This window comes from Pseudonocardia charpentierae (genome assembly GCF_031845345.1).
Classification (GTDB): Bacteria; Actinomycetota; Actinomycetes; order Mycobacteriales; family Pseudonocardiaceae; genus Pseudonocardia; species Pseudonocardia charpentierae.
Genome location: NZ_JAVREJ010000015.1, coordinates 25,081 through 46,951 on the forward strand (window position 1 = coordinate 25,081; position 21,871 = coordinate 46,951).

Consider the following 21,871-nt stretch of genomic DNA (forward strand, 5'->3'; position numbering starts at 1 on the left):
AGCATGGTGGCTTTGCAGCGGTCCGAGTGCAGCAAAGCCACCATGCTGCACTCCCACGCGGGGCCGCGGGGGCAATGACGGCGGTCCGGGGCCGCTGTGGTGCCGCACGATCAGCCTCGTTGATCGTGCGGCGGGTCCGGCGTCCGCCTGAGCGCCGTCAACCCCCCGACACCAGCTTCTCCGCGAACGCCGCCGCCCGGTACCCCTCCGGCACCCCGTCCACGAGCAGGGTTACGCCGTCGGAGTTGCGCGTGCGCAGCGGCAGGATCTCCTGGTAGGCGGGGGAGTCGTACCAGGCCCGCGCGGTGGCGAGGTCCGGGAACCCGATCACCACGAGGACCCCGGGCCAGTCGCCTTCCAGGACCTCCGGCAGCACCCCGTGGACCACGAACCGGCCCTCGAACGGGTCGAGCGTGGCGTCGATGCGGCGCAGGTAGTCGACGATCTCGGCGTTCTGGTCGACGGAGCGCAGATGGGCGACGGCGTAGGCGGTCATCGGATTCCTCTCCTCGGGCTGGACGGGAGGAACTCTGCGGGGCCGCAGGGAAGCACGTCGATTACCTCGGACGTCATCGCGACGGTTCCCGCGCCGCACTACCGTCGCAGACATGACCGCGACGGCACCCCAGGAAGCGGGCGACCTCCTGCGGCAGTGGCGCCGCCGCCGCGGCCTGAGCCAGCTCGCCCTGGCCGGCGTAGCCGGTGTCTCGGCCCGGCACCTCAGCTTCGTCGAGACGGGGCGGTCCCGGCCGTCGCGGGCCATGCTGCTGCGCTTGGGTGAGCACCTCGACGTACCGCTGCGCGAGCGCAACGCCCTGCTGCTGGCTGCCGGGCTCGCCCCCGTCTACCCCGAGCGGCGGCTCGACGACCCGCCGATGGCCGCCGTCGCCGACGCCGTCACCCGCATCCTCGCGGCGTACGAGCCGTTTCCCGCGCTGGTCGTCGACCGGCACTGGGAGCTCGTCGACGCGAACGACGCGGTCGCGGTACTGACCGCGGGCTGCGCGCCCGCCCTGCTCGAACCGCCGTGCAACGTGCTGCGCCTCTGCCTGCATCCCGACGGGCTCGCCCCGCGCATCCTGACGCTGGGCTCGTGGCGGGCGCACCTGCTGGCCCGGCTGCGCCACCAGATCGCCACCACCGGCGACGCGCACCTGCAGGAGTTGCTCGACGAGCTGCGCACCTACCCGGCCCCGCCGGCCGAGCCGGCTCCGCACGCGGCGCCGGTCGTGCCGATCAAGCTGGCCGCACCCGACGGCCGCGAGCTCGCCTTCCTGTCCACGACGACGCTGTTCGGCACACCCGGCGACGTGACCGTCGACGAACTGGCGATCGAGGCGTTCCTGCCGGCGGACAACGCCACCGCGGCGGCGTTGGGCGCACGCCCGCAGCCGCCAGGCTCGCCGGTATCTGCGCAACATGACGGTTCGCCGAGGGGCTCCGCCTGACGGCTACGTCCCGTTCAGCCCTGCACCAGGTGGAAGTTACGGCGTAAGGTCCGACGGGCACGGCCCCGACGACCCCGGGAGGAGCACCTCGTGGGATTGCCCGGACCTGCCCGGCTCGCCCGCCTCGCCGCGGGAACGGCTCTGCACGTCACCGCCACCGGCATCGGTCTCGCCGCCGGCACCGCCTCCCTCGCCGGTTCCCTGGTCGCGCCCCCTGTCCGCCAGGCGCGCGTGACCGCAGGCGCCGTCGCGGAGTCCACTGCGTACACCGCCACGGTGCTGGCCAAGGCCGGAGCGCGGGCTGCCGGCGCGCTCGTCACCGGGATCGACGACGCCACGGACGGCAACCTCGAGCGGCTCACCGAGGCGGGCAAGGCGATGTTCGAGCCGCCGTCGGCGCGGCGGAGCCGCCGGGTGTGGGTCTCCCGCGGTCGTGCGCACCTGGAGCTCGCCACTCCCGCGGTCGAGGGCGGTCCGTCGGTGCAGCGGACGCTGCGGCGCCAGCTGGAGCGCCTCGACGGCGTCGAGTGGGCCGCGGTCAACGACGCCGTCGGCCGCGTGCTGGTGACCTTCGACGAGCGCCGGATCCGGGTCGACGACGTCGTCGAGGTCATCACTGCGATCGAGCAGGCCCGCGGCGGCAAGCAGGTCTTCCCGCTCAACCCCGACCATCCGGCCGACCTGGAGCCGCTGGTGGCGGCACTGGTCACGCTCGCCGTCGACACGGTCGGCATCGGCGTCGCCTACGCGGGCCGCATGCTGCCGGTGCCGCGGCTCACCCGGCATTCGACGCTCGTGCTGGCCTTCCTCGACAGCCAGCCACGGGTCAAGAAGGCGCTGGTCGCCCGGATCGGCGTCACCGGCAGCGAACTGACGTTCGCCGGGGCCAGCGCGCTGCTGCACGCACTGACGCAGAGCCCCACGGTCCCCGCACTCAACGCCGCGGCGGCCGCCGCGCGGGTGTGGGAGATGCGGGCGCGCCGCGGCGTGTGGCAGCGCCGCGAGCCCGAGCTGTGCCACCCCGGCGTCGAGGCGGTCTCGGGGCCGCTCACCCCGCCCGGCCCGCGGCCGTGTCCGCTGCCGGACGGCCCGATCGAGGGCTACCGGGGGAAGCTCGGCCCCACGGCCCTGGTCTCGGCGCTCGGCCTCCTGCCGCTGACCTTCGCCCCGTCGCGCTCCGCGGACCTGCTCAAGGCGCTGACGCCGAAGGCGGCCGTGCAGGGGCGGGAGTCGTTCGCGACGGTCCTCGACGTGCGCATGTGTGGCCGCAACGTGCTGCCCATGGACGGATCGGCCTACCGCCGTCTGGACCGGGTGGGCGCCGTGGTCGTCGACGGCGCCACGCTGTGCACCGGTCCGCCCGTGGTCGTCGAGGTCGGACTCGAACCCGCCGCCGAGACCGCCGGGTGGGACGCCGTCGCACTGTGGACCGGAGTGTCCCGGCTGCTCGGGTCGGAGATCGAGGGCGAGGCTCCTGCGCGCCTGCGGCTGGGGCCCGCCGGCGCCGACCCGGAGCGTCCCGGCGCCCGGGTGCACGCCGTGCGCGACGCCGAGGGCGAGCGGATCGGCACCGCCGTCGTCACCGACGAGCTCGACCCGCACGCGGAGGCCCTGCTGCGCGCGGTGACCGACGCGGGCCACCGGCTCGTGCTCACCGCGCATGCCGGAACCGTCGACGTCGCCGGCCTCGCCGACGAGGTCGCCGAGCCCGACGAGAGCCTGCTGGAGACCGTCCGTCGCGTGCAGGCCCAGGGCCACGGGGTGCTCCTCGTCGCGTCCGGCGAGGGCAGCGTGGACCTGCCGGGGCGCGAGGGCGCGGGAGCCGGTGCCGCGGACGCCGGGCCGGCGCTCATCGCCGCGGACGTGTCCGTCGCCCCGGTCGTTGCCGGTCGGGCACCGTCGTGGGGCGCCGACCTGGTCACCGGGCCGGGGCTGGCCGATGCCTGCCGCATCGTCGCCGCGACCGCGGCCGCCCGCACACTGAGCCGCCAGTGCGTCGAGACGGCGCTGACCGGCAACGTGCTCGGCGGCCTGCTCGCGTCCGTCGGCAGCGCGGAACGCGGACAGCGGCGGGCGACCAGCCCGGGGAAGTCGGCGACGGCGTGGAACATGGTGTGGGGAGGCTGGACGGCGCTGCGGGTCGACGCCCGGCCCGAGCCGGCCGCCACCGTGCACACGCCCTGGCACGCGCTGGACCCGGACCAGGTGCTGCGCCGGGTCGCCGGCCCCGCCGCGAACGAGCGCACCGGGGACGCCGCCGATGTCAGGAAGGCCACCTTCAGGACACCTGACGCCGTGAAGGTGGCCTTCCAGGCGCTCGGCGCGAGCCCGGCGGTCGCAGGCCCGGTGCGCTACGCCCGCACCGTCGCCGCCGAGCTCGCCGACCCCCTCACCCCGCTACTCGGCACGGGTGCCGCCGCCACCGCCGTCCTCGGCGAGGCCACCGACGCGGTGCTCGTCGGCGGCGCCATGGTGGGCAGCGCGCTGATCAGCGGTTTCCAGCGGCTGCGCGCCGAGACCGTGTTGGAGTCGCTGCTGCTCGAGCAGGAGGTCGTGGCGCACCGGGAGATCCGCGGCGGCGCCGACGACGGCGGACGGGAGGAGGTCCCGGCGGGTGCGCTGCGGGTCGGCGACGTGATCTGCGTCGAATCCGGCGACGTCGTCCCCGCCGACGCCCGGCTGCTGGACTGCGGCGACCTCGAGGTCGACGAGTCGGGGCTGACCGGCGAGTCGCAGGCCGTCGCCAAGGACGTGCCGGCGACGCCCGGGGCGGTCCTGGCCGACCGGACCTGCATGCTGCACGAGGGCACGTCCGTGGTCGCCGGGCACGGCCGGGCCGTGGTGGTGGCCGTCGGTGCGGCGACGGCGGCGGGCCGGGCGACGGCCGCGGCCGGCGTGGCCGCGCCCCCGGCCGGGGTGCAGGCCCGGCTGGGTGAGTTGACCCGATCGGTGCTGCCGCTGACGCTGGCCGGTGGCGGCGCCGTCGTCGCGCTGTCCCTGCTCTGGGGTCGTCCCCTCAAGGACGCGGTCAAGTCGGGTGTCGCGGTGGCGGTCGCGGCGGTGCCTGAGGGGCTGCCACTGGTGGCGACGGTCGCCCAGCAGGCGGCCGCACGGCGGCTGTCCCGCCGCGGCGCCGTCGTGCGCAGCGCGCGGGTGCTCGAGGCGCTGGGCCGGGTCGACACCGTCTGCTTCGACAAGACCGGCACGCTGACCGAGAACCGGCTGCGGGTGGTGCGGCTCGTGCCGCTCGGACCGGACGCCGGCGACGGGGACGCCCTGCTCGCGCGCGCCGTCGTCGCCGGGGACCCCGCGGACACGCACGTCCACGAGGTCGACCGGGCCGTCGCGGCCGCCGCAGGCGATCACCCGGAACCGGAGAGCTGCCTGCCGTTCACCGCCGGTCGCGGGTTCTCCGCGGGCGTGCGCGACGGCCGCCTCGTCGTCAAGGGGGCGCCGGAGGTCGTGCTCGACCGCTGCGTGGACGCGGGCGACGCCCGGGACCGCGTGGAACGCCTCGCCACCGAGGGGCTGCGGGTCATCGCGGTGGCGGACCGCGCGGTCCAGAGCACTCCGGACGATCTCGACGACGCGGCGCAGGGCCTCACCCTGCGCGGGCTGGTCGCGCTGGCCGACGGCGTCCGGGAGTCGACGGTGGAGGCGATCGCGCAGCTGCGGGCGTCGGGCGTGCGGGTCCTGGTCGCCACCGGCGACCACCCCGAGACCGCGTCGGCCATCGCCGCCGAGGCCGGGATTCCGGACGCGGACCGCGTGGTCACCGGGGCGGAGTTCCTGCGGGCGTCGGACGCCGACCGGGTGCGCATGGTCTCGGAGACGGCGGTGTTCGCGCGATTGTCGCCGGAGCAGAAGGTGGCGCTCGTGGCCGCGCTGCGCAAGGCCGGAGCGACGCTGGCGATGACCGGCGACGGGGTGAACGACGCCGCGGCGATCCGGCTCGCCGACGTCGGCGTGGGCGTCGGGGGAGCGGGTGGCGCCGAGTCGCCTGCGGCCCGCCGCTCGGCGGACCTCGTGCTCACCGACGCCGACCTGACCCGCCTCGTCGACGCCCTGGGCGAGGGCCGCGCGATGTGGGCACGCGTGCGCGACGCGGTCGCGGTGCTCGTGGGCGGCAATGCGGGTGAGGTCGCGTTCACGGTCGTGGGCACGGCGCTGGGTGGCCGGTCGCCGCTGGGCACCCGCCAGTTACTGCTGGTCAACCTGCTCACCGACATGTTCCCGGCGCTGGCCGTCGCGGTCGCGGCCCCGCGCCGCACCGCCGACCCGGGTCTGCACCCCGACGACCCGCTGGCCGGTCATCCCCTCGCCGACGAGCTCCGTGCCGGCCCGCACCGCGGCTTCACGGCGTCGGTCCGGCAGCTGGTGCTGGTCCGGGGCGCGGCCACGGCGGCCGGTGCGACCGGGGCGTGGGCGACCGGCCGCGTCACCGGCACGCGCAGCCGCGCGGGGTCGATGGGACTGGCCGCCCTGATCGGCACGCAGCTCGTGCAGACGGCCTGGACGGGCCGGCGCAGCCCGCTGGTACTGGTCACCGCCGCCGGGTCGTTCGCGGTGCTCGTCGCCGTGGTGCAGACCCCGGTCGTGAGCCGCTTCTTCAGCTGCCGCCCGCTCGGCCCGTTCGCCTGGGCGACGGTGCTCGGCTGGTCGGTCGCCGGCGCGGCGGGGGCGGAGCTGGTGCCGCGGTGGCTGGCGGGCCGCGCGCCTCACACGGGCCGGGCGGCCGAGCGGCCCGCGGATCCCGCCGAGGAGGAGCCGGTCGAGGCCTTCACGATCACCGGGGCCGGGGTGGAGCGCGGGCCGTCGGTGCCCGCGGGCGGGGCGACGTAGAGCAGCCGGTCCTTGGTGTCGCTGCGCCCGCCGACCACCTCGGCCGTGGCGGTCGAGAGCAACTTGTCCGCCACCTGCGCAGGCTTGAGGCCGGGATCCGCTCCCAGCATCAGCGCGGCGGCCCCGGCGACGTGCGGCGACGCCATGGAGGTGCCCGAGAGCTCCTTGGTCGCGGTCGGGCTCGTGTACCAGTCGGAGACGATGTCGACGCCCGGGGCGAACAGGTCCACGCACTTACCGTGGTTGGAGAACGACGCCCGCCGGTCGTCGCGCCCGGTCGCCGCAACGGTCAGCACGGACGGTTCCCGGGCGGGTGACGAGCCGCAGGCGTCCTCGTCCTCGTTCCCCGCCGCCACGGTCACGGTCACGCCGTCGTCGACCAGCCCGCGGATCGCGGCGTCGACGCTGTCGCTCGCCGATCCGCTGAGGCTCAGGTTCGCGACGGCCGGGGTGCCCGCGGCGTGGTCGCGGGCGACCCAGTCGATCCCGGCGATCACCCCGGAGATCTCACCGCTGCCCTCGCAGTCCAGCGTCCGGACGGCCACCAGCGAGACGGCGGGCGCCACCCCGTAGGCGTCGCCGCCGATCGTGCCGGCCACGTGGGTGCCGTGCCCGGCACAGTCGCGGGTGCCGCGGCCGTCGTCGATCGACGTGAAGCCCGACCGCACCCGGCCGCCGAGGTCGCGGTGGTCCGCCGCGACACCGGAGTCGATCACGTAGGCGGCGACGCCCTTGCCCGCCCGGTCCGCCGTCGGCGGGGTGTAGCTCCCCGACAGGGGTAGCGCGTGCTGGTCGATGCGGTCGAGTCCCCACGGCGCCTGGCCCGCTGCCTGCAGTTTCTCGTCGTGGCCGTCGATCCGGAGGCGGACGGGCTCGTCCGGGTCGATGGCGACGATCCCCGGCCCGCCCTCGACCCCGCGCAGCCCGCCCGGCGGCAGCACGGCGGCGTAGCCGGGGAACACGTCGTGGTAGACGAACCGGATCTCCGCGCCGCGGGCCGCCGCGTCGTGGGCGGCGGCGTCAGGGTCACTGCCCGGGTCCAGCCGGACGATCACCGGCTCCCCGGGATCGGGGGCGGCCGACGCAGGGGTGGCGGCGGTCAGCGTGACCCCGGCGGCGATCGCCACCGTGAGCCCGGCCCGGAGAACGGGCCCGGTCTCGTTCCTTCGTTCCTGCATGCCCTGCCTTCCACGGTGCCGGGGAGCGCTGCCGAGGATGGCGGGACCCGCGATACGGCTTCCAGCGGAGCCGCGTTACACCACCCGGTGGGGTGGAACGACCACGCTGTGGCGTACCGGCGCACCCGGTCGTCGACGGCACCACCCGTCCGGGGTCGGCGCGACGCCGCCGGTCACCCGTTGCGGCGGATTCCGGTTGCTCTGCACCGTGGTCGAGGTTGCAGCATGGACCCATGAGCGAACCCACCGCGCCGGTCGCCGGCCTCGGAGCGGCCGACGTCTCCGAGCCGGCGCGGGCCGCCCTGTTCGGCCCCGGCCGACGCGCCACCACCGTCGGGCTGGTGCTGCTGACCCTGGTCACCGCCTTCGAGGCGATGGGGGTCGGCACCGCGATGCCCGCCGTGATCGCCGATCTCAGTGCCGTGTCGGCCTACGGTTGGCCCTTCACCGCGTTCCTCGCGGCGTCCGTGCTGGGTACGGTGCTGGGCGGCCGTTGGTGCGACGTCGCCGGGCCCCGAGCCGCGCTGCTCGTCACGCCCCTGGTGTTCGCCGCCGGGCTGGTCGTCGCCGGCACCGCCGGCACGATGGCCCAGCTCCTGATCGGCCGCGTTCTGCAGGGCGGGAGCGCCGGAACCCAGTTCGTCGCGGTCTACGTCGCGATCGCCGCGGTGTACCCGGAGCGGAGCCGACCGGCGTTGTTCGGGTTGATCTCGGCCGCGTGGGTGCTGCCGTCGCTGATCGGCCCGCCGGTGGCGGCGCTGGTCACCGAGCAGTTCTCGTGGCACTGGGTGTTCCTCGGGCTCGTCCCGTTCGTCGTGGTCGCGCTGGCCCTGGTGGTACCGGGTGTGCGTCGGCTGCGACGGTCCGGTCCGCCTGCGGGCACCGGACGCGGCCTCGTCGCCGCTGCGGCCGGTGCCGCGCTCGGGGTCACGGCGGTGAGCTGGGCCGGTCAGCACCCCGACCGGATCGGTGGGATCACGGCGGTGGCCGCGCTTGCGGTACTGGTGCCCGCGCTGCGCCGGTTGCTCCCCGCAGGGGTCTTCCACGGTGGTCGCGGCATCCCGACCGTCGTCGCGGCCCGCGGGCTGATCGCCGGCGTGTTCTTCGCCGGCAACTCCTACCTGCCGCTGATCCTGACGGCCACGCACGGCTGGTCGCTGACCGCGGCCGGCGTCCCGCTCGTCGTCGCGGCGCTGGGCTGGGCCGCGGCCTCGGCGTGGCAGGGACGCCACCCCGACCTGCCGCGGACGACCCTGTTGCGCGTCGGGTTCGGCGCGCTGGCCGTCGGGGTGGCCGGGCTGCTGGCCGTGACGCCCGCCGCAGGTCCAGCCTGGGTCGCGGTGCCGGCCTGGACGGTGGCCGGCGTCGGCATGGGTCTGGGCTACTCGGCGGTGTCGTACCTGCTCCTGCACCACTCCCAGGTGCACCAGGTCGGAAGCCACACGGCCGCGGCGCAGGTGGCCGACCAGCTCACCACCGCGACGCTCGTCGGCCTCGGCGGCGCGCTGCTCGCGGTCCTGGCGACCCCGGCGACGGCGCTGACCGTGCTGCTCGTCCCGCTGGTCGTCCTGGCTGTGCTCGGCGCGCTGCTGGCGCCCCGGGCGGGCTGACCGGGCGCCGTGCACCCGGCCGGGTGATCGTCCGGTGGGCCGCGCGGGCCGGGAGGAACTACGGTTGACCCGCAGGCCCGTCGGTGGGAGAACGGATGAACCTCGAGAAGGTCGTCTTCGGCTTCTTCGTGCTGCTCGCCGCCACGTTGAACTTCGGTTTCTTCATCGGCGACCTCGGCGACGCCGAGCTGCACAACAGCTACGAGCTCTACGCGGCCGTGGTCGTCAACCTCATCGCCACCGTGCTGAAGTTCGGCGACCGGACCCAGATCGGCGCGGTGCACCTGGCCACCAGCCTCGTCGCGGACCTGCAGCTGATCGCTGCGGCGCTCGTGTGGGGTTACGCGAGCTACGTGGGCGACGGGCTGACGCGCGAGGCGACCGCCAGCGTCGTCTCGCTGTCGGGCGGCGCGCTGCTGGCCAACATCGTGTCGGTGGTGCTGCTCGTCGTCGAGACCGTGTCGTTCCACCGCCGCTGAGAAATCGCTCCGCTGAGCATCACCACCGACGGAACCGGGGGACCTCGTGGGCAACCCGCTGCTGGTGTTCTGGGTCCGCCTGCTCACCGGCGAGGAGCAGGGCCAACGCCGGACTCGCCGCTGGCGCGTGCCGATGGCGTCGGCCACCCAGGCGTCGGCGACGATCTTCCTGGTCATGCGCCGCATGCGGACGCCGCTGATCGTCCTGATCGCCATCTTCGCCGTCGGCACGCTGGGGCTGACACTGATCGACGGCCAGGACGCCCAGGGCCGGCCGTGGCGCATGGGCTTCTTCGACGCGTTCTACGTGATGAGCTACACCGCCTCGACGATCGGCTTCGGCGAGATCCCGTACGCCTTCACCTACAACCAGCGGATGTGGGTGACCATCTCGATCTACCTCACGGTGGTCGGCTGGGCGTACGCCATCGGGTCGCTGCTCGCGCTGGTGCAGGAGCGCAGCTTCCGTCAGGCGCTCGCGCTGCAGCACTTCACCCGCAAGGTGCGGCGCCTCGGCGAGCCCTTCCTGCTGATCGCCGGGTACGGGCAGACCGGTGAGCTGCTCGCGCGTTCGCTCGACGCCCTAGGGCGCCGGTTCGTGGTGATCGACAGTGACAGCGGCCGCATCGACGACCTCTACCTCGCCTCCTATCACGCCGACGTACCCGGGCTCGTCGCCGACGCGGGCGACCCCGGCCACCTGGCCATCGCGGGCCTCGGCCACCCCTACTGCGAAGGGGTGCTCGCGATCACCGACAACGACGAGGCCAACCTCGCCGCCACCCAGGCCGCGGCGCTGCTGCGCCCCGACCTGCCAGTGATCACGCGGACCGTCTCCCCGGTGATGGAGGCGCGCATGCAGGTGTTCGGTTCGCCCACCGTGGTCAACCCATTCGACCGGTTCGGTGACCACCTCCGCCTCGCTCTGCGTGCTCCGGCGTCGTTCCAGCTGCTGACCTGGCTGGAAAGCGGGCCGGGCGAGCCCCTGCCGAAGCGCGGCGATCCGCCGTCGGGCGGCCACTGGATCGTGTGCGGCTACGGCCGGTTCGGCAAGGAGGTGACCCACGACCTGCGCGCCGAGGGGTACGACGTGACGATCGTCGAACCCGGCGACGCAGCCGAGAACGACCCCGACGCGATCGTCGGCCGCGGCTACGAGCCGCACGTCCTCACCGCGGTGGACGTCGAGCGCGCCGCCGGCTTCGTGGCCGGCACCGACAACGACACCACGAACCTGTCGCTGGTCGCCGCCGCGCACCGTGCCAACCCGCGAATGTTCATCGCCGCGCGGCAGAACAGGCCGTCCAGCGCCTCGCTGTTCGCCGCCGTCGACCTCGACGCGCTGCTGGTCCCCGCGGAGGTGGTCGCGCACGAGGTGTACGCGCAGCTGTCGACGCCGCTGCTCTGGCGGTTCCTGCGGGAGATGCCCGCCAAGGGCGACGAGTGGGCCGACAGCGTGGTGGGCAAGCTGACCAACCTGTGCGGCAAGCACCTGCAGTCGTTGTGGAAGGTCCGGCTCAGCGCGGTCGAGGCGCCGGCCCTGCGTGGCGTGCTCGAGAGCGAGCGCGTGCCGTTGGGCGATCTGCTGCGCAGCCCGGACGACCGCGAGGAGCGTCTGCACACCGTCGTGCTGCTGGTCGCCCGGGGCGACGAGGCGCACCTCGCGCCGTCCGACGACTTCGCCGTCACCCTCGACGACGAGCTGCTCCTGGTCGGCGAGCCGGCCGCGCGGCGCCTGCTCGACTCGACGCTGCTCATCGACGCCACGCGGGAGTACGTGCTGCACAACCGGCACGTGCCCTCGAGCTGGATCTGGCGGAAGCTCACCCGCCGGACCGCCGGATCGCCTGATCGACTGCCCTGAACGAGCGGTCGGCTTTCCGGTGGCCGGGATGTCGCCGCCGAACCGAAACGTCACGGCACATCGGTGCGTTCTGCTCTGCACAGCACGTGTCGCGGTGACGCCGCGACACCGCGGGAGGGGGACGGACGTGACCGGTACCGGACCGGGCGGGTCGGAGAGTGCGATGCTCGCCGCGCCGGCGGTGATCACGCTGTGCCACGAGTACGCGGCCCTCGCCGGAGCGGCCGTCGCGGGCCTCGCCGAGTTCCTCGCCGACGCCGCCGCCCTGGCGGTTCGAGTGCTGCCGACCGCGCAGTCGGCCTGCATCCGGGTCCGTGTCCCCGAGGTCGTCACGGCGGTCGCCGACGCGGACGAGCCACCCGGGCCACCGGCCCGGTCGAGCCGTGAGGTGCTGGCGATCCCTCTGGTCGGTCGGGGGGACCTGGCCGGGATCCTGGAGCTCGACTCCGCCGGCCGCGGCGACTTTCCGACGGACGAGCGTGAGCTCGCCGAGGTGCTGGCCGTTCTGCTCACCCTGAGCCTCGGCAACGCCGCCTGATCGCCCGCCGGCTGCATCTCGCTGGCCGGAACCGGCCTGCGTCACGGCGAGCGTGGTGGCTAGCGTTCGATGAGTGACCCTCCCTGCTACCGGCGAGCCGACCGTCGTCCTCGACGCCCGCGCCGAGCTGGGGGAGTGCCCGGTATGGGCCGCTGACGAGCAGGTTCTGTACTGGGTCGACATCAAGGGCAGGGCGCTGCACCGCTTCGACCCCGCCACCGGCGACGACCGTGCCTGGCCGCTGCCTCAGCAGTGCGGGTCGTTCGCGCTGCGCGAGTCGGGTGGCGCGGTGCTCGCGCTCGTCGACGGGTTCTACGCGTTCGACTTCGCGACGGGTGAGGCGACCTTCCTTGTCGGGCCCGCCGACCAGCCGCCGGGCACCCGGTTCAACGACGGCAAGGTCTCGCCGGACGGCCGGTTCTTCGCCGGCACGATGGACGAGAAGACCCTCCGGGAGCCGATCGCCACGCTGTACCGCCTCGACCCGGACGGGAGCCTGCACGAGGTCGTGCAGGGACTCATCGTCTCCAACGGCCTGGCCTGGAACGCCGACGGCACCACGATGTTCCACTCCGACAGCAAGGGCCAGGTCGTCTGGACCTACGACTACGACCCGGCCACCGGCACCGTCGGCGACCGCCGCGTGCTCGCCCGGCCCACCGAGGAGATCGGGCGTCCCGACGGAGCCGCCGTCGACGTCGAGGGCTACTACTGGAGCTCCGGCATCTCGGCCGGCGTGCTCAACCGCTGGGCTCCCGACGGGTCGCTCGACCGCAGCATCCCGCTGCCCGTGTCCAACCCGACCTGCCCCTGCTTCGGCGGGCCGGATCTGAGAACGATCTACGTCACCTCGCTGCGCCACGACCTGCCCGCCGACGTGCTCGCCGCGAAGCCGGCCTCGGGCGGCATCGTCGCACTGCAGGTCGACGTCGCCGGGGTACCGGTCTCCCGCTTCGCGGGCTAGCCCGCCGTCACCGCAAGGAGAGGAACCATGCTCAACGTCTGCATGATCGGCCACGGGATGATGGGCATCTGGCACTCCGAGGCCCTCCAGCGGACGCCGGACGCCGTGCTGCACACCGTCGTCGGCCGGGCGAAGCCGGCGTCCGCGGAGACCACCCCGGCCGCCGGCCGCGCGCAGAGCTCCACGGAGACCTTCGCCGAGAAGTACGGCTACAAGAAGTGGACGACGGACCTCGACGAGGCGCTCGCCGACCCCGAGGTCGACATCGTGATCATCGCCGGGCCCAGTGAGACGCACGCCGAGATGGCGCTCAAGTCCATCAACGCGGGCAAGCACACGCTCGTCGAGATCCCCATCGCGATGAACCTGGAGGGGGCCGAGGCGGTCGTCGCAGCGGCGAAGGAGAAGGGCGTCGCACTCGGCGTCGTGCACCCGATGCGCTACCGCACCGACCGCCACGACATGGTGCGGCGGGTGAAGGCGGGCGAGGAGAAGATCCACAGCGTCCAGGGCCGGTTCTTCATCCACCGCCTGCAGAACGTCGGCGCCACGGGCCTGCAGCGCAGCTGGACTGACAACATCCTCTGGCACCACACCACGCACCTCGTCGACATCGGGCTGTGGACGGTGTCGGGCGGTGACATGAGCACGGCCGAGGACCGCATCCGCAACGTCTACGCCGCCTACCCGGCGATCGAGCCGCGCACCGGCATCCCGATGGAGCTGGTGGTCGTCATCGAGACCCACGACGACCAGACCATCCTGACCAACGGCTCGTACTACGCGCACAACCGGATCTACGACGTCCTGCACGTCACCGACCGCGACGACTACTACGTCGACGAGCTCACGTCGCTCATGACCACCTCGGAGGGGGAGCGACCGATCCCCACCGAGCAGGAGAACGCGGAGCTGATCGCGCCGGAGTTCGTCGAGGCCGTGCGCGACGGCCGGGAGCCCTTCGTGCCGGGCTGGTCTGTGCTCCCGACCATGCGGGTCCTGCACCGCGTCCAGGAGCAGTGGGACGCCAAGCACGGCAAGCAGCTCATCCCGGGCCGGACGGTCACCTAGAACGGCCTGCCACCCGGACGCGCCGCCACCTCCTGCCAGATTGCGAGATCGAACCAGTGCCTCCCGAGAACAAGCGACGTGAACCCGAGGAGCTTCGCTCCCACCGCTGGTACGGGGTGAAGGACCTGCGGTCCTTCGGCCACCGTTCCCGTACGGCCCAGATGGGCTTCGACGCCGCGGACTACCGCGGCAAGCCGGTGATCGCGATCGTCAACACGTGGTCGGACATCAACCCGTGCCACACGCACTTCAAGCAGCGCGTCGAAGACGTGAAGCGCGGGGTGTGGTCGGCGGGCGGGTTCCCGCTCGAGCTGCCGGCGATGTCGTTGTCGGAGCCGTTCCAGAAGCCGACGACCATGCTCTACCGCAACCTGCTGGCGATGGAGACCGAGGAGCTGCTGCGCTCCTACCCGATCGACGGCGCCGTGCTGATGGGCGGCTGCGACAAGACCACGCCGGGCCTGCTCATGGGCGCCTCGTCGATGGACCTGCCGTCGATCTTCCTGCCGGCCGGTCCGATGCTGCGCGGGCACTGGGGCGGCACGACCCTCGGGTCGGGCTCCGACACCTGGAAGTACTGGGCGGACCTGCGGGCGGGCGCGATCACCGAGGACGACTGGCAGGAGATCGAGAACGGCATCGCCCGCTCGCCCGGGCACTGCATGACGATGGGCACCGCCTCGACGATGACGAGCGCGGTCGAGGCGCTGGGCGTCACGCTGCCCGGGGCGGCGTCGATCCCGGCCGCCGACTCCCGCCACGCCGTGATGGGCGCGCACACCGGCCGGCGGATCGTCGAGATGGTGTGGACGGACGTGAAGCTGTCCGACGTCTGCACCCGCACCGCCTTCCGCAACGCGATCGTCTGCGTGCTGGCCCTCGGCGGGTCGACGAACGCGATCATCCACCTCATCGCGATGGCGCGGCGGCTGAACGTGGAGCTGGCGCTGGCCGACTTCGAGGAGCTGGCCCGCGTCACCCCGCTGCTGGCGAACATCCGCCCGTCGGGCAAGTACCTGATGGAGGACTTCTTCTACGCCGGCGGCCTCCCGGCGATGCTGAACAACCTCGGCGACCTGCTCGACACGTCGGCCTGCACGGTCAACGGGTTCACCCTCGGGGAGAACATCGCCCGCGCGAAGACGTTCAACGAAGACGTCATCCGCACGGTGAACGACCCGATCGTCGCGAACAACACTCTCGCGGTGCTGCGCGGCAACCTCGCACCCGACGGCGCGGTGATGAAGCCGGCGGCCGCCGAGGAACGCCTGCACCGGCACACGGGGCCCGCGGTCGTCTTCGAGAACTACGACGACATGGCCGCCCGGATCGACGAGCCGGACCTCGACATCGACGAGAACTCGGTGATCGTGCTGCGCAGCGCGGGCCCCCAGGGCGCCCCGGGCATGCCGGAGTGGGGCCAGCTGCCGATCCCGAAGAAGATCCTGGAGAAGGGGATCCGCGACATGGTCCGCATCTCCGATGCGCGCATGTCCGGCACCAGCTACGGCGCCTGCGTGCTGCACGTCGCGCCGGAGAGCCACGTCGGCGGGCCGCTGGCGCTGGTCCGCTCCGGCGACCTGATCGAGCTCGACGTCCCGGGGCGCCGCCTCGAGCTCAAGGTGACCGACGAGGAGCTGGAGAAGCGCCGCGCCGACTGGCAGCAGCCGCCCCCGAAGTACGGCCGCGGCTACGGCGCGCTGTACCTGCAGCACATCACGCAGGCCAACGAGGGCTGCGACTTCGACTTCCTGGAGGCCGGCCCGCCGGTGCCGGAGCCGGAGATCCACTGATGGTGCGCTCGTGTCAGGAAGGCCACCTTCAGGGCACGAGGCGTCAGGAAGGTGGCCTTCCTGGCACCGGGGTGAGCACCTGATGAGCGCGACGATGATCATCGGCGGCGAGCGTCGGGCCGCGGCGTCCGGCGCCGTCGACGAGATCACGTCGCCCTGGGACGGCCGCGTCGTCGGCACCGTGCCCCGTGCCGGGCCGGCCGATGCCGACGCCGCGGTTGCCGCTGCCGTCGAGGGTGCGGCCGTGTGGCGGCGCACTCCCGCCCACGAGCGGCTGCGCATCCTGCTGCGCGCCGCCGACCTCGCCGACGAGCGCGCACCCGCGGTCGCCGACCTGATCAGCGCGGAGAACGGCAAGTCGATCCGCGAGGCGACCGTCGAGGCGTCGCGCTGCGGCGACGTCATCCGCCTCAGCGCTTTCGAGGGCGCCCACCTCTACGGCGAGACGTTGCCGCTCGACGCCGCCCCCGGCACCGGCTTCGACAAGATCGGGTTTACCGTCCGCCAGCCGTGCGGGGTCGTGCTGGCCATCACGCCGTTCAACTACCCGGGCCTGCTCGCCATCCACAAGATCGCGCCCGCGCTCGCCGCGGGCAACGCCGTGGTGCTCAAGCCGGCCGAGCTGACCCCGCTCACCGCCCTGGCCCTAACCGACTGCTTCCTCGAGGCCGGGCTGCCGGGCGCGGTGCTCTCGGTGGTCACCGGCCACGGCACCGAGATCGGCGACGCCCTGGTGGCCGACCCGCGCGTGCGCAAGGTGTCGTTCACGGGCTCGACCGCGGTGGGGGAGCGGATCTCGCGGACCGCCGGGGTGAAGAAGCTGTCGCTGGAGCTGGGCGCGTCGTCCCCGGTGGTGATCCTGCCGGACGCGGACCTGGAGCTGGCTGCGAGCGCCGTCGCTGCGGGCGGCTACGCCAACGCGGGCCAGGTCTGCATCTCGGTCCAACGGGTGATCACCCATCCCGCGGTGACTGGCGACTTCCTCGACGCGCTCGTCCCGCGCGTCACGGCCATCCGCACCGGCGACCCGGCGGGGCACGACACGACGATGGGCACGCTGATCAGCGAGACCGAGGCCGTCCGGGTGCAACGCATGATCGACGACGCCGCCGCGTCGGGTGCGCGCGTGCTCGTCGGCGGGTCCCGGGAGGGCGCCGTCGTCGAGCCGACCGTCGTCGCGGACGTCGACCCGTCGTCGCCGCTGCACCAGCAGGAGCTGTTCGGGCCCGCGGTGGCGGTGAGCAGCGCCGACGACTGGGAGTCGGCGATCGCGCAGGCGAACGGCACCCCGTACGGCCTGTCGGCGGGCATCTTCACCGGCGACGTGGCGGGGGCGGTGCGCGCCATCCGCGAGATCGACGCCGGGAACGTGCACATCAACTGGACGCCGCTCTGGCGGGCCGACCTGATGCCCTACGGGGGGCTCAAGGGCAGCGGGATCGGCAAGGAGGGCCCGCGACGGGCGGTCGCGGAGATGACCGAGGAGAAGACCGTGGTGCTCCACGGTCGTCCCTGGTGAGAGCCTTGCGCCCGTTTGAACCCGCCGTGACACCTCTCTCAAGAACGCGTCGCGGGGAACGGGCTACTGCTTGGGATAGTTAACTACTTCGAGAGGCGCGTCGTCCATGGTGCGCCCCGACGAAGGAGTGAACGGATGTCCCCCGTACCGGAACGACGCGAGCTGGTCCGCCCCGACGCGACGATCAGCTACCGGATCGCGGGCCCCGAGAGGGCCCCGTCCGTGGTGTTCCTGCACGGCGCCACACTCGACTCCCGCGCCTGGGCCGCGCAGTTCGATGCGCTGGCCACCCGCTACCGCGTGGTCACGCCCGACCTGCGCGGGCACGGCTTGTCGACCATGGACGGACGGTTCCGCTTCGACGACGCCGTCGCCGACATCCTGGCCCTGCTCGACGAGCTCGGCCTGCACGCGGCCGCGGGTGTGCCCGTGGTGCTGGTCGGCCTCAGCCTGGGTGGCAACATCGCCCAGGAGATCGTCCACCGCGAGCCGGGCCGGGCGACCGCGCTGGTCGTCGCCGACTCGACCTGCAACACCGCCCCGCGGCACCCGCTGGCGGCGCCGATGACCATCGCCTCGCTCACGGCGATGACACTGGGCGGGCGTGCGAAGTTCATGCGTCAGGCCGCCGAGGCCACGTCGCCGAACGACGACGTGCAGCAGTACGTCCTGGAGGCCAACGACGACCGCACGACCGGTGAGGTCGTGCAGATCCTGGCGTCGCTGCTGGAGCACGCGCTGCACCCCGAGCCGGCCTACCGGCTGCCGGTGCCGACCCTGCTCCTGCACGGCGACGGTGACCGCATCGGCGACATCGTCGACGGCACCCGGGACTGGGCCGCCCGCGACGAGCACGCCGAGTACGTGGTGGTGCCCGACGCCGGGCACGTCAGCAACCAGGACAACCCCGAGGCGTTCACCGCGGCGCTGTCGGAGTTCCTCGGCCGCGTCCTGCCGAGGCGCCGGGCCCGCTGGGCCGCGTGACCACCGCCCTGCTCCGGTCCGACGCGAGCTGATCGTCCGGGATAATTCGGGCCCAGGCCGGCCGAATACCGTCGCATGATCAGCCTGGTTGATCGTGCGGCGGCTAATCGGGCCCCGGCCGGCCGAAAACCGCCCGGACGATCAGCCAAGTTGATCGTCCGGGGCGGCGAGTGCTGCCGGAGAGCCCTAGTGAGTCGGCTCTCACTCAGCCCCGTTCTGACACGATTCAGTGATCGGGATAGTTAACTTCTCTACAGTGGCTCGTCGATTCACGCGACCCCGAGACCCGCCCGCCGGACGACGCCGTCCCTCTCGAGACCCGTCCGACGCCCGGAGGTTCCCCATGTCCCGCCTGGCCGGTTCCGTTCTGGACCGCCTGCGCTCGACCCTGATCCGGCGCGGCCGCACGCCCGGCCTGCGCACCGCCAAGGTGACGCTCGCCGTCGTCGCCGCCTACATGCTCGCCGAGGTGCTGCACCTGAGCGAGCACCCGATCGTCGCGCCGTTGGTGGCGCTGCTGGTCGTCCAGTTGACCCTCTACCAGAGCCTGGTCCACGGCCTCGGCCGCGTCGGCGGCGTGCTCGCCGGCGTGGCGGTCGCGGTGCTCGTGGCGCACTTCGTCGGCCTGACGTGGTGGAGCCTCGGTGCCGTGGTCGCCGGCTCGATCGTCGTGGGGAAGGTGCTGCGACTGGGGCCGCACCTCTTCGAGGCGCCGATCAGCGCGATGCTGCTGCTGGAGGTCGGCGGGGGAGGTACCCTCGGCCTCGCCCGCGTCGAGGAGGCGATCCTCGGTGCCCTGGTCGGCATCGCGGTGAGCATGCTCGTCGCGCCGCCGCTGTACCTCCAGCCCGCCGGCGAGGCCATCGGCGAGCTCGCGGAGCGGATGGCGCGGTTCGCCCGTGGATTCGCCGACGGCGTGCGGGACCCGTGGTCCCGCCCGGCCGCCGACCACTGGATGGGGGAGGCCCGCGCGGTGCGCGACGAGGTGTCGCGCGCCGAGCTGACCGTCACCCGAGCGGAGGAGGCGGCGCGGATGAACCCGCGCGGGCGCCGCGGCCGCGACGCCCATCCGCGCTTCCGGAGCACGCTGACCGCGCTGGAACGCTGCCACCTGACACTGCGCACGCTGGCTCGCGCCGTCCTGGACCGCACGTACTTCGTGCCCGAAGGCGAGCAGGCCGCGGCCTACACGCCGGTGCAGCGCGACGCGCTGGGCGACGTGCTCGCCTCCGCGGCGACGGCGATCGCAGCCGTCGCACCCATCGCGGCCGGCGGCGAGCCGGCAGCGGCCGCCCGGCTGCAGGTCGAGGAGTGCCTGGCCGAGCTGGACGACCGCCGCACCCGCCTCGCCGGGCTGCTGGCCGTCGACCCGACGGTCGACGAGGCGGCGTGGTCCCAGCACGGCTCGCTGCTGGCCGCCGTGGACCGGCTGCGGGTGGAGATCGCCGCGGCCGCCCGCGAGGTCGAGCCCACCGTGCACTCCGAGGCCCCGCTCGCGAAGCAGGTCCGCCGCTGGGTCGACTCGATGGAGGCCGCGACCTCGCGCCTCGCCGACTGACCGCTCCCGGGTCGCCCAGGGCGGGTCGGGGACCGCAGCATGGTGGCTTTGCTGCACTCCGACCGCAGCAAAGCCACCATGCTGACAACGCCTCAGACGCGGAGCTCCGACTTCACCCGCTCCAGCATCCGCCGGTGGATGTCGTCGGCCTCCTCCTCCCAGCCGAACACGCAGACCGTCGCCACCCCGTCGAAGTTCACGTCGCGCAGGGTCGAGAAGAACTCGTCCCAATTGACCTCGCCGTTGCCGATCTCGTTGTGCTGGTGGATCCGCGCGTCGACCCCGGGCGGGTTGATGATGTAGCGGTTGCCGATGTTCGCCCGGTGGTTGAAGCAGTCGGCGATGTGCAGGTGCTGCAGCTGCGGCCCGGCGTACTCCATCATCCGCCGCACGTCGCCCGCCCCGTCGGAGAGGTGGAAGGCGTGCGGGGCGCAGAACACGTAGTTCACCCAGGGCTTGTTGATGCCCCGGATGATCTGCACCGCGTCGTCGTTGGTCTCGGAGAAGTCGTACGGGTGCGCCTCGAGGTTGAGGCCGATCCCGTGCCGCTCGAAGTCCGGGATCAGCTCCTCCATCGACGCGTAGAACGCGTGCTCGGAGGCGCCGGGCCGGTTCGGGTCGCCCGACAGCTCGGAGTTGACGATGGGGCACTCCAGCTCCGCGGCGACCTCCAGCAACCGCCGCCAGTTCCGCACGTGGGCGCGGCGCTCCTGCTCGTCCGGCGACGACCAGTTGTAGACGGGCACCAACGTGTGGATCTTGACGCCGGTCTCCGCGATGGCCTTCTTCGTCTCCGCGATCAGCGCGTCGTCGGCCTTCGGGTAGCGGTGCCAGAAGAACCAGTCGGCGCGGGGCGAGAGCTCCACGTACTCGTACCCGAGGTCGGCGGTCTTCCGCAGCTGGTCCGCCACCGACATGGTGGCGTGGTACATGTGCGTGTCGAGCGCGATCTTCACCATGGGTCAGTCCGTCCCGGTCGGGCCCTGGGCGGTGACCTTATAGAGGTCCGGCTGCTCGCGCAGCGACACCTCGACGCGCTCGCCGCTCTCCATCGCCTGCAGGCCGGCCGCGCACACCACCGTGGCGGCGTAGCCGTCCCACGACGACGGGCCGGTCGACTCGCCCTTCGACGCCGCGACGATCCACTCCTGGAACTCGGTGTCGTAGGCGCGGATGAACCGCTCCCGCCAGTCCTCGGCGACCCGGCCGCCCCACTGGCCGCCCTTCTTGACCACGACCTTGTTGGTCTCGGCCAGCTCGACCGTGCCGCTCTCGCCGACGACCTCGCCGCGGATGTCGTAGGCGTACTGGATGTTGATCGACGCCTCGACGTCGACCAGCGCACCGCCCGCCATCTCGAAGATGAACAGCACCGGGTCGGTCAGGTGGTCGCTCGCGAGCGAGTTCTTCCGCGGAGTCAGCACACGGGCGGAGACGATCTCGTCGTCGAGCAGGAAGCGGGCGACGTCGACGTCGTGCACGCACGTGTCGTTGATGATCATGTCGCTGGTGTAGTGCGGCGGGACGTTCGGGTTGCGGTGCCCCGAGTGGAACATCAGCGGTGCGCCGATGTCCCCCGAGGTGATCGTGGCCTTCATGGCCCGGTAGGCCTCGTCGTAGCGGCGCATGAACCCGACCATGACGTGCCGCTTGCCGGTGGCGACCTCCGCGTCGAGGATGCGTTCGCACGCCTCGCGGGTGGTGGCCAGCGGCTTCTCGCAGAACACCTGCTTGCCCGCCGCGATGGAGGCGAGCACGTACTCCTCGTGGGTGGGGCCCCACGAGGCGACGACGATCGCGTCGACCTCGGGGTCGTCGATCAGCTCCTGCCCGGTCTGCAGCGCCTTGGCCGCCGGCAGGTCCGCCGCGACCGCCTTGGCCCGGTCGAAGTCCACATCGGTCACCGCGGAGATGCGGGCGCCCGAGACGACGTGCGTGATGCGCCGGATGTGGTCCTGGCCGATCATGCCCACGCCGATGACGCCGACGTTGAGGGTCATGGGAAGTCCTTTCAGCTCAAGGG

General features: G+C 73.1%; 15 protein-coding genes and 1 pseudogene. 12 read left to right on the forward strand and 4 right to left on the reverse strand.

Annotated features, from left to right (window positions below; genetic code table 11):
• Positions 1-157: 157 nt before the first annotated feature.
• On the reverse strand, positions 158-496 hold the full coding sequence (locus tag RM445_RS20140) for a DUF1330 domain-containing protein (protein WP_311558314.1): 339 nt from the start codon (positions 494-496) through the stop codon (positions 158-160).
• A gap of 112 nt (positions 497-608) precedes the next feature.
• Between RM445_RS20140 and RM445_RS20145 the strand changes: the two genes are divergently transcribed.
• Both RM445_RS20145 and RM445_RS20150 read left to right on the forward strand, forming a co-directional pair.
• Positions 609-1,448, forward strand: coding sequence for a helix-turn-helix domain-containing protein (locus tag RM445_RS20145; RefSeq protein WP_311558316.1), 840 nt, complete (start codon positions 609-611; stop codon positions 1,446-1,448).
• A gap of 2,469 nt (positions 1,449-3,917) precedes the next feature.
• Positions 3,918-5,603 (forward strand): annotated as a pseudogene (locus RM445_RS20150) (HAD-IC family P-type ATPase); the annotation flags it as partial.
• 563 nt (positions 5,604-6,166) lie between these two features.
• Here RM445_RS20150 and RM445_RS20155 read toward each other — a convergent pair.
• Positions 6,167-7,468 carry a S8 family peptidase gene (locus tag RM445_RS20155; protein WP_311558317.1) on the reverse strand — a complete coding sequence of 434 codons (1,302 nt, stop codon included), beginning with the start codon at positions 7,466-7,468 and terminating at the stop codon, positions 6,167-6,169.
• A 233-nt stretch (positions 7,469-7,701) separates the two neighbouring features.
• Between RM445_RS20155 and RM445_RS20160 the strand changes: the two genes are divergently transcribed.
• The 10 genes from RM445_RS20160 to RM445_RS20205 all read left to right on the forward strand — a co-directional run bounded on the left by RM445_RS20160 (position 7,702) and on the right by RM445_RS20205 (position 19,848).
• Complete coding sequence (locus RM445_RS20160; RefSeq protein ID WP_311558319.1) at positions 7,702-9,078, forward strand: MFS transporter; 1,377 nt, start codon at positions 7,702-7,704, stop codon at positions 9,076-9,078.
• Between the two features lie 95 nt (positions 9,079-9,173).
• Positions 9,174-9,557, forward strand: a complete 384-nt coding sequence (locus RM445_RS20165; protein WP_311558321.1) for a DUF6394 family protein — start codon at positions 9,174-9,176, stop codon at positions 9,555-9,557.
• 46 nt (positions 9,558-9,603) lie between these two features.
• Complete coding sequence (locus tag RM445_RS20170; RefSeq protein WP_311558322.1) at positions 9,604-11,421, forward strand: NAD-binding protein; 1,818 nt, start codon at positions 9,604-9,606, stop codon at positions 11,419-11,421.
• Positions 11,422-11,548: 127 nt separating this feature from the next.
• A complete protein-coding gene (locus RM445_RS20175) occupies positions 11,549-11,959 on the forward strand; it encodes a GAF domain-containing protein (RefSeq protein WP_311558323.1) in 411 nt (136 codons plus the stop codon).
• Positions 11,960-12,032: 73 nt separating this feature from the next.
• A complete protein-coding gene (locus tag RM445_RS20180) occupies positions 12,033-12,923 on the forward strand; it encodes an SMP-30/gluconolactonase/LRE family protein (RefSeq protein WP_311558324.1) in 891 nt (296 codons plus the stop codon).
• 27 nt (positions 12,924-12,950) lie between these two features.
• Entirely contained in the window at positions 12,951-13,994 is a 1,044-nt protein-coding gene (locus RM445_RS20185) for a Gfo/Idh/MocA family protein (RefSeq protein ID WP_311558326.1), read from the forward strand.
• 56 nt (positions 13,995-14,050) lie between these two features.
• Positions 14,051-15,787 (forward strand): L-arabinonate dehydratase, encoded by a 1,737-nt coding sequence (araD, locus tag RM445_RS20190; RefSeq protein ID WP_311558328.1) that lies wholly within the window; start codon positions 14,051-14,053, stop codon positions 15,785-15,787.
• A gap of 82 nt (positions 15,788-15,869) precedes the next feature.
• The gene (locus RM445_RS20195; protein ID WP_311558329.1) at positions 15,870-17,306 is read left to right on the forward strand and encodes an aldehyde dehydrogenase family protein; all 1,437 of its coding nucleotides are present in this window, start codon (positions 15,870-15,872) and stop codon (positions 17,304-17,306) included.
• Between the two features lie 135 nt (positions 17,307-17,441).
• Positions 17,442-18,290, forward strand: coding sequence for an alpha/beta fold hydrolase (locus RM445_RS20200; protein WP_311558330.1), 849 nt, complete (start codon positions 17,442-17,444; stop codon positions 18,288-18,290).
• Positions 18,291-18,633: 343 nt separating this feature from the next.
• The gene (locus RM445_RS20205; RefSeq protein ID WP_311558332.1) at positions 18,634-19,848 is read left to right on the forward strand and encodes an FUSC family protein; all 1,215 of its coding nucleotides are present in this window, start codon (positions 18,634-18,636) and stop codon (positions 19,846-19,848) included.
• A gap of 92 nt (positions 19,849-19,940) precedes the next feature.
• Here RM445_RS20205 and RM445_RS20210 read toward each other — a convergent pair whose 3' ends face one another.
• Together RM445_RS20210 and RM445_RS20215 are read right to left on the reverse strand one after the other, a co-directional pair.
• Complete coding sequence (locus tag RM445_RS20210; RefSeq protein ID WP_311558334.1) at positions 19,941-20,807, reverse strand: sugar phosphate isomerase/epimerase family protein; 867 nt, start codon at positions 20,805-20,807, stop codon at positions 19,941-19,943.
• Positions 20,808-20,810: 3 nt separating this feature from the next.
• Positions 20,811-21,848 (reverse strand): Gfo/Idh/MocA family oxidoreductase, encoded by a 1,038-nt coding sequence (locus tag RM445_RS20215; protein WP_311558335.1) that lies wholly within the window; start codon positions 21,846-21,848, stop codon positions 20,811-20,813.
• Positions 21,849-21,871 lie beyond the last annotated feature (23 nt).